This is a genomic window from Pseudaeromonas sharmana (genome assembly GCF_042649925.1).
Lineage (GTDB): Bacteria > Pseudomonadota > Gammaproteobacteria > Enterobacterales > Aeromonadaceae > Pseudaeromonas > Pseudaeromonas sharmana.
The window spans coordinates 23212-29705 of sequence record NZ_JBHSAF010000008.1; the positions used below are offsets into that span (position 1 = coordinate 23212).

A 6494-nucleotide genomic window follows, 5' to 3' on the forward strand; every position below is an offset into this window, starting at 1 on the left:
GAGTAACAACTCCGGACGCCATGATAATGAAATCAGAGGACGCTCTCCAGCCATAGCGGCATCCAGCTACTGGAATTGGCGACCACAGCACATCTGGTTAGGGTTCTAACCGTAATGGCAGCAACAATGTCGCCTGCTGCACCTGTAACCGCTCCCCATCGCTGAGCCACTCCACCTGAACCAACACCTCCTTGCCAGCAGGTAAATCCCAGCCCGGCCAGGCTGGCAAATCGGTCACCCTCCAATGAAGTTCCAGGTCATGACTGGCCTCGGAGTATCGGCCAGCCGGCATCACGCCCCCCTGATTGGAGCGAATCGACTGGTAATTGGTTTCGGTAGCAGAGACACGCAACTGACTGAACGCCTGCAGATCCTCAAGTTTAGACGCCAACAGTCGCATCGCTGCCGCCCGCAGCTCGAGGCGAACCTGCTGGTGCTGCATCAGAATGCGAAAATGAATCAGCGCACCTGCGGCGGCTAACAGCATGACCAGCACCAGCAAAACTTCAATCAGGGTCGAACCAGCCGACTTGGGTACAGACTGTCTCATTGGCTACTCCTGATCCCAGCCGTTGCGTGCCAGATAGAGACGCCAAAAGACCGGCTGATCAACCAGCGCAGCAAGGATCTCAGGAGCGGCATGGACGGTGGCGGCGCTTTGATGAATATCCAGACTAAATTCGCTGATCAGTGCCCCGTCGATCCGCGCTCCACGCTGAGCCGAAAACGCACTGCCTTGTGGCTGGGGCGTATTGCCGACCAGCACGACTAATCCGGAGAACCTGGCTGTAGCATCCATGTCAACCTGAGCCGCTTCGACAACCAGCAGTAACGGGCGCCCAGACGAACCGACACGACTGCTCAACTGGCATCGCCCGGTAACATGTACCACGCCAGTGCTGGCCGATGTCAGTCCACGGCAATCCGGCTGTGACTGTGCCGCCTGATCACGCAACAGGTTGACTCCGCGCGCTTCTCCAAACAGCGCATTCCATAGCCATCGATCTTGCGGTGTCAGCAACTGCCAACCCGATGCGCCGCGGCCATCGGCCATGACCGCTCCCTGCGGTGTCAACACAGCCGCCTGCGGCCGCCGCGGCAACAGCGGGCGCCAAATTAAACTCTGCTCAACGCTCACTCGCTCATCATCAGAGCGCAGGCGAAATGCCGGCATCCCCGAGAGATTCAAGGGCATGACGGGCAAGCCGGTTACATCCAGCGTGCCAGCCGTACCCGACCATTGCCGCTCCGCCAGTTGTTGTCGCCATAGCGCCATGCGTTCCTCGACGGTCCAGAAGGCATGCTGGGCATCGAATGCAGCAGCCCCCCAACGCCACTCATTGCTCGCCAGCGAAGCACAGGCCAGGGTTGCCATGGCACCTAATCCCAACAGAATCAGCAGCAGAGCCAGACAAGCCGCGCCGCGCACCGCGTATGCGGTATTAGGATTGTTCATTGCGTCTAACCACGTGCTTTTCCAGCGAGACCACTGGCCCAGCAACCTGCGAGGCCGCAAGCGCCAGGTTGAGATGCCATAACCGCTGGGCCGAATTCGCTACCGGTGTCCAGCTGGCGGCGTGCACCCGCATGCCATCGGCCAGCAGCGGTTGCCATCCACCACCTTGTTCACAGCTATACGCCGGGTTGGCAACCCGCTCCCAGCCCTGAACCAGAAGCTGCTGATGGCGCGCATCGTATTTGTATCCCCGCCACTCTTGCGGCCCGGAAATAACACCGTTGTGGTCGCTGTCCCGACCGGTAATCAGGCACACTGCTGTCGCGTAGAAAACCCGTTCGGAAGACGCTGCAGCTCCATTGCGATACCCTGCCGAACGGATATCCTGTTCGATCATCGCCAGAACCGACTCTGTGGTCTGCACCAACTGCACTCGAGCTAACCACTGCATGTCGTGGCGGAGCAGGGTCATATAGAGCTGCATGGCGGCAAGCATCAACAACAGCGCCAATACCTGGGCAATCATCAATTCGCTCAGCGAGAATCCCTTTGCATTCAGCATACGGTCCCCTCACTGCCTAGCGCATAAGAGCAGATATGCAAGCGGCCGTACCCCGTGGAAATCAGCCGTTTGCTACTCCACTGATTCGAGAGTTGAACATAGCCCGCAGTAAAGCCACCGCGTCGCACGTCAAAACCCAACGCCGCCAACGGATAACTCACCCTCTGCAGCCGAACTTTCGGCCACCGGCTGGCATCCGCCCCCCGACGCCGTCCATCACCATCGATATCACAGCGCGCCTGGCAACTGACACACTGCTGCGGCGACACATCCGTCAACCGGTAGCACCAATTATCGCCGGGGAAAAAACGAATTTGGATCTGACTGTCATGCTGATGCCATGCCATCTGACGGCCAAGCAGCACATCGCTTTGCATTTGGTTGATGGCTTGCTCGAGCTGGCGTTCTTCCTGCACGCGGGAGTAAGAGGGCACGCCGATGACCAACAAGGTCACCAGCACGGCCAGCGCAATCAATAATTCCAGCAGCGTAAATCCGTTGGATCTGCACATATCGACCTCGGTGTCTGTCTCGGGAACAGGATCAATAGTCACGTTACAGGCGGTTCTCAACAGCCGAATTTGGCAGCCTGTTACATCGTCGGGTAAGCGAGAAAAGGGAGGACGGCAGGCTCGCAGACACAATTTGCCAACCCTGCAGAAACAGGTTGCACACAGTCGAGCTACACGCCCGCGATATCCGGAATTAAATCGAACAATAGCGGCCTAAAAACCGATAAAACAAGTATCAAAATCGCATGTTTTCTGAGCATTCGAATTGAGTATGATGAAAATAAATAGGCATTCCTGTTACTTGTTACAGGGTGCGGCATTGTGGCATTCAATTTTCATGGACGTGAACTATGAGTCAGCACAAGAACACCACCGGGCGCGAACGCGAGTTTTCCGGGCAACATAACCTGATCTCGACAACGGATGCCCAAAGCCGAATCCTGTATGCCAATCAGCATTTTTGCTCAATCGCGGGCTACAAACCTGAAGAGCTGGAAGGGGAACATCACAACATAGTGCGCCATCCGGACATGCCGAAGGCCGCATTTGCCGATATGTGGCAGCATCTGAAGAACAAGCGTAGCTGGATGGGCCTCGTCAAAAACCGCTCCAGTAATGGGGATCACTACTGGGTCAACGCCTATGTCACCCCCATCCTCAATAGTCAGGGCGAATTGGTTGAGTATCAGTCGGTACGCACCGCCCCGGCCCGTGAAGACATCGCTCGAGCCGAACGTTTTTATCAGCGCCTCAACGCCGGTAAAATCCCAATGGCGCTGCGGCGCAGATTGCCCGGCCTCCTGAGTCAATCTCGCCTGCTTCAGTTGTTGATGCTGGCATTAGTCTCTGCGGGTTTGATATTGGAAACCCCCTACCCCGGCTATGCCGCTATCGCGGTGCTATTCGTCCAATGGTGGCATACCAGCTGGTGGGGACGGCGACTGCGGAGTCTGGACATACAATGCCGCGAGCAGATGTTGACCGATGTCACACGCGTGCTCTACACAGAGCGTAATGATGAACTGGCTGGCATCGAATTGTTACTGCGCATGCGCATGGCCGAGCTCAGAGCCATCGTTGGCCGCACTGGTGACACAAGTGAAGCCATTTTGCAGTCTGCCGAAGCGGACGTCGCCAATGTCCAGGGTATCAGCGAGAACCTGAACCAGCAGCAGATCGAAACCGAATTACTGGCTACGGCGATTGAAGAGCTGAATAGATCGATTCATGAAGTGGCCAGCAACGCGACTTCGACCTCGGATCTGGTCGGAAGCGTGATGCAAGCCGCACACGTCGGCAGAGAGAGCGTGCAACTGACCATCGAAGCCGTCAATGCCCTGCACGGCGAACTGACTTCAACCACAGCCATCATCGGTCAACTGGCGCAGAACAGTAAGCAGATCGAGCAGATTCTTGAGGTGATTACCTCGATTGCCGATCAAACCAATCTACTGGCCCTGAATGCAGCCATTGAAGCGGCACGGGCCGGTGAGCAGGGGCGCGGTTTTGCCGTCGTGGCTGACGAGATCCGTTCGCTGGCACTCAAGACACGCAGCTCCACCGCCGAAATCCAGAACATGATCCATCAGCTGCAAGGCACCGCCAATCAGGCGGTGAATACGATGGACGCCGGGCGTCGCGGTTCAGAAGCCTGCCGGGAACGAGCCGCAGATACCGGCGAACAATTACAGGTGATGGAGGAGATGCTGGGACGAGTGACTGACGCCAGCCACCAAATTGCCGTAGCGGTAGAGGAACAAGCTCATGTTACGGATGAAGTAACGCGCAATATTCATAACATCCAGCATATTGCCAAGAGCAATACCGAAAAGAGTTTTAGTGCCGTCGATCGCATCGGTCTGCTGGTTGAGCGATTACAGGCTCTGTCACGATTAATTCAGCAATTCCAGCGTTGAATCAGCTGGCATGGCCTTTGCAGATACCGATTCACCTTCGGTTTTTTGACAGAGGCCATGCGATGAAATACTGGACAACTCGTTTTAGCCAATACCACGCCTTCAACTGGCTGATGATCTGGTTGCTGTTATGCAGCAGCGCCATCCTGTTGTTTCCGGCAGCGAAACTTGGCCCTGCCGCAGCTCACTGGCTACATGCCTGCAGTCTGTACCTGTGGCTCGGCATCCTGATTTCCAGCTCCTATTTCGTCAGTCAGTGCATATTGATCCTGATGGATGTGGCGCAGCAACAATTGACGCAATATCAGCAGCGGCATAAGCTGGAGCAGATGATTCGCTGCCTGGACTTCAGTGAACGCGCCATACTACGTGAATTTGTACTGCAACGAAAAAGCGTCATTAAACTGCCGATCACCGAACCGGCCGTCAAAAATTTGCTGGAATCAGGCGTGTTGACTTACGCCTATGGTCAGCCACTGTTTGAAGATGACAGCATGATAAAGGCGCTGATGATTGCCATGCCTGCGCGACCATTGATTACTTACCGCGCCCTGGGGCTCACCAAAGGCAAGATGAGCGAAGAGCAGATCGAACAGATCATGAGCGCCAGGCCGAAATTTGCCAGCAAGGGCTCTGCTCGATAAATGCGATGTCTCGTACCAGAGAGAGTAACAGTGAGGCCAGCTAACGCTGGCCTCCTTCGTCTCAGGTTCGCTCTTTCAGATAACCGGCATAATCCGGGATCTCCACACTGAACTTGTGGTTCATATGTGGACAATCCATCAGGAAATCGGCTGTGGCTTCGTTCGTCGCCATGGGGATGTTCCACACTGCCGCCAAGCGCAATAAGGCTTTCACATCCGGATCATGCGGAACTGCATTTAATGGATCCCAGAAAAAGATCAGAACATCAATCTTGCCTTCTGCAATCAAGGCGCCCAGCTGCTGATCACCTCCCATAGGACCGGACAACAGACAGGTGATCGGTAATCCCGCCTCACGGCTCAGCACAGTCCCGGTGGTACCTGTGGCATACAGATGGTGTAACTTCAGTTGCTCACAACGCTGGACTACCCAGCGAACCAGGTCCTGCTTCTTGTTATCGTGTGCCACCAGCGCAACGCGCTTATGTGCGGCCATCTCACGACTTACCGTTCCCTGCATCATGCACTCCTTTATTCAAGCCTGCGCTCTTTGTTACCAGATTTATTTCATAAACGCCAACTGATTGTGCAATAAAGAAAAAGGGCGACCGAAGTCGCCCTTTTCATGTCATTGCTGACGGGTCGATATTACTCGATAACCTTGGCAACAACACCGGCGCCTACAGTACGGCCGCCTTCACGGATTGCAAAACGCAGACCGTCATCCATCGCGATCGGGTGGATCAGGGTTACTACCATCTTGATGTTATCGCCTGGCATTACCATTTCCACGCCTTCCGGCAGCTCGATGGTGCCAGTTACGTCGGTGGTACGGAAGTAGAACTGCGGACGGTAGCCCTTGAAGAACGGAGTATGACGACCACCTTCTTCCTTGGACAGCACGTACACTTCTGATTCGAACTTGGTGTGCGGGGTGATTGAACCAGGCTTGGCCAGTACTTGACCACGCTCTACGTCTTCACGCTTCACGCCACGCAGCAGAACACCTACGTTCTCACCAGCACGGCCTTCGTCCAGCAGCTTGCGGAACATTTCCACGCCAGTACAGGTGGTCTTGGTGGTTTCCTTCAGACCTACGATTTCTACTTCTTCGCCTACCTTGACGATACCGCGCTCAACACGACCGGTTACTACAGTACCACGGCCAGAGATTGAGAATACGTCTTCGATTGGCAGCAGGAATGGACGATCGATAGCACGTTCCGGTTGCGGAATGTAGCTGTCCAGGTGAGCAGCCAGTTCCAGGATCTTCTCTTCCCACGCTGCATCGCCTTGCAGCGCCAGCAGAGCAGAACCACGGACTACCGGAGTGTCATCGCCCGGGAAGTCGTATTCAGACAGCAGTTCACGAACTTCCATCTCAACCAGATCCAGCAGCTCTTC

General features: G+C 55.5%; 8 protein-coding genes. 2 read left to right on the top strand and 6 right to left on the bottom strand.

Annotated elements, in window-relative coordinates; all coding sequences use genetic code 11:
- Positions 1–97 precede the first annotated feature (97 nt).
- The 4 genes from ACFOSS_RS09180 to ACFOSS_RS09195 are packed head-to-tail and all read right to left on the bottom strand — an operon-like array spanning position 98 to position 2530.
- Positions 98–550, bottom strand: coding sequence for a hypothetical protein (locus ACFOSS_RS09180; RefSeq protein WP_377152031.1), 453 nt, complete (start codon positions 548–550; stop codon positions 98–100).
- Between the two features lie 3 nt (positions 551–553).
- Entirely contained in the window at positions 554–1456 is a 903-nt protein-coding gene (locus tag ACFOSS_RS09185) for a hypothetical protein (protein ID WP_377152032.1), read from the bottom strand.
- The gene (locus ACFOSS_RS09190; RefSeq protein WP_377152033.1) at positions 1443–2018 is read right to left on the bottom strand and encodes a hypothetical protein; all 576 of its coding nucleotides are present in this window, start codon (positions 2016–2018) and stop codon (positions 1443–1445) included. The genes ACFOSS_RS09185 and ACFOSS_RS09190 overlap by 14 nt, the downstream gene beginning before the upstream one ends.
- On the bottom strand, positions 2012–2530 hold the full coding sequence (locus tag ACFOSS_RS09195; protein WP_377152034.1) for a Tfp pilus assembly protein FimT/FimU: 519 nt from the start codon (positions 2528–2530) through the stop codon (positions 2012–2014). Before ACFOSS_RS09195 ends, ACFOSS_RS09190 begins: the two co-directional genes overlap by 7 nt.
- A 350-nt stretch (positions 2531–2880) precedes the next feature.
- Between ACFOSS_RS09195 and ACFOSS_RS09200 the strand changes: the two genes are divergently transcribed.
- Together ACFOSS_RS09200 and ACFOSS_RS09205 are read left to right on the top strand one after the other, a co-directional pair.
- Positions 2881–4446, top strand: a complete 1566-nt coding sequence (locus ACFOSS_RS09200; protein WP_377152035.1) for a methyl-accepting chemotaxis protein — start codon at positions 2881–2883, stop codon at positions 4444–4446.
- 62 nt (positions 4447–4508) lie between these two features.
- Positions 4509–5090, top strand: a complete 582-nt coding sequence (locus ACFOSS_RS09205; RefSeq protein WP_377152036.1) for a superinfection exclusion B family protein — start codon at positions 4509–4511, stop codon at positions 5088–5090.
- A 61-nt stretch (positions 5091–5151) separates the two neighbouring features.
- Here ACFOSS_RS09205 and ACFOSS_RS09210 read toward each other — a convergent pair whose 3' ends face one another.
- Positions 5152–5610: a methylglyoxal synthase gene (locus ACFOSS_RS09210; protein WP_377152037.1), complete on the bottom strand. Its 459-nt coding sequence runs from the start codon at positions 5608–5610 to the stop codon at positions 5152–5154.
- 128 nt (positions 5611–5738) lie between these two features.
- Positions 5739–6494 (bottom strand): elongation factor Tu (locus ACFOSS_RS09215; protein WP_377152038.1); only part of this gene is annotated, 756 nt, incomplete at its 5' end.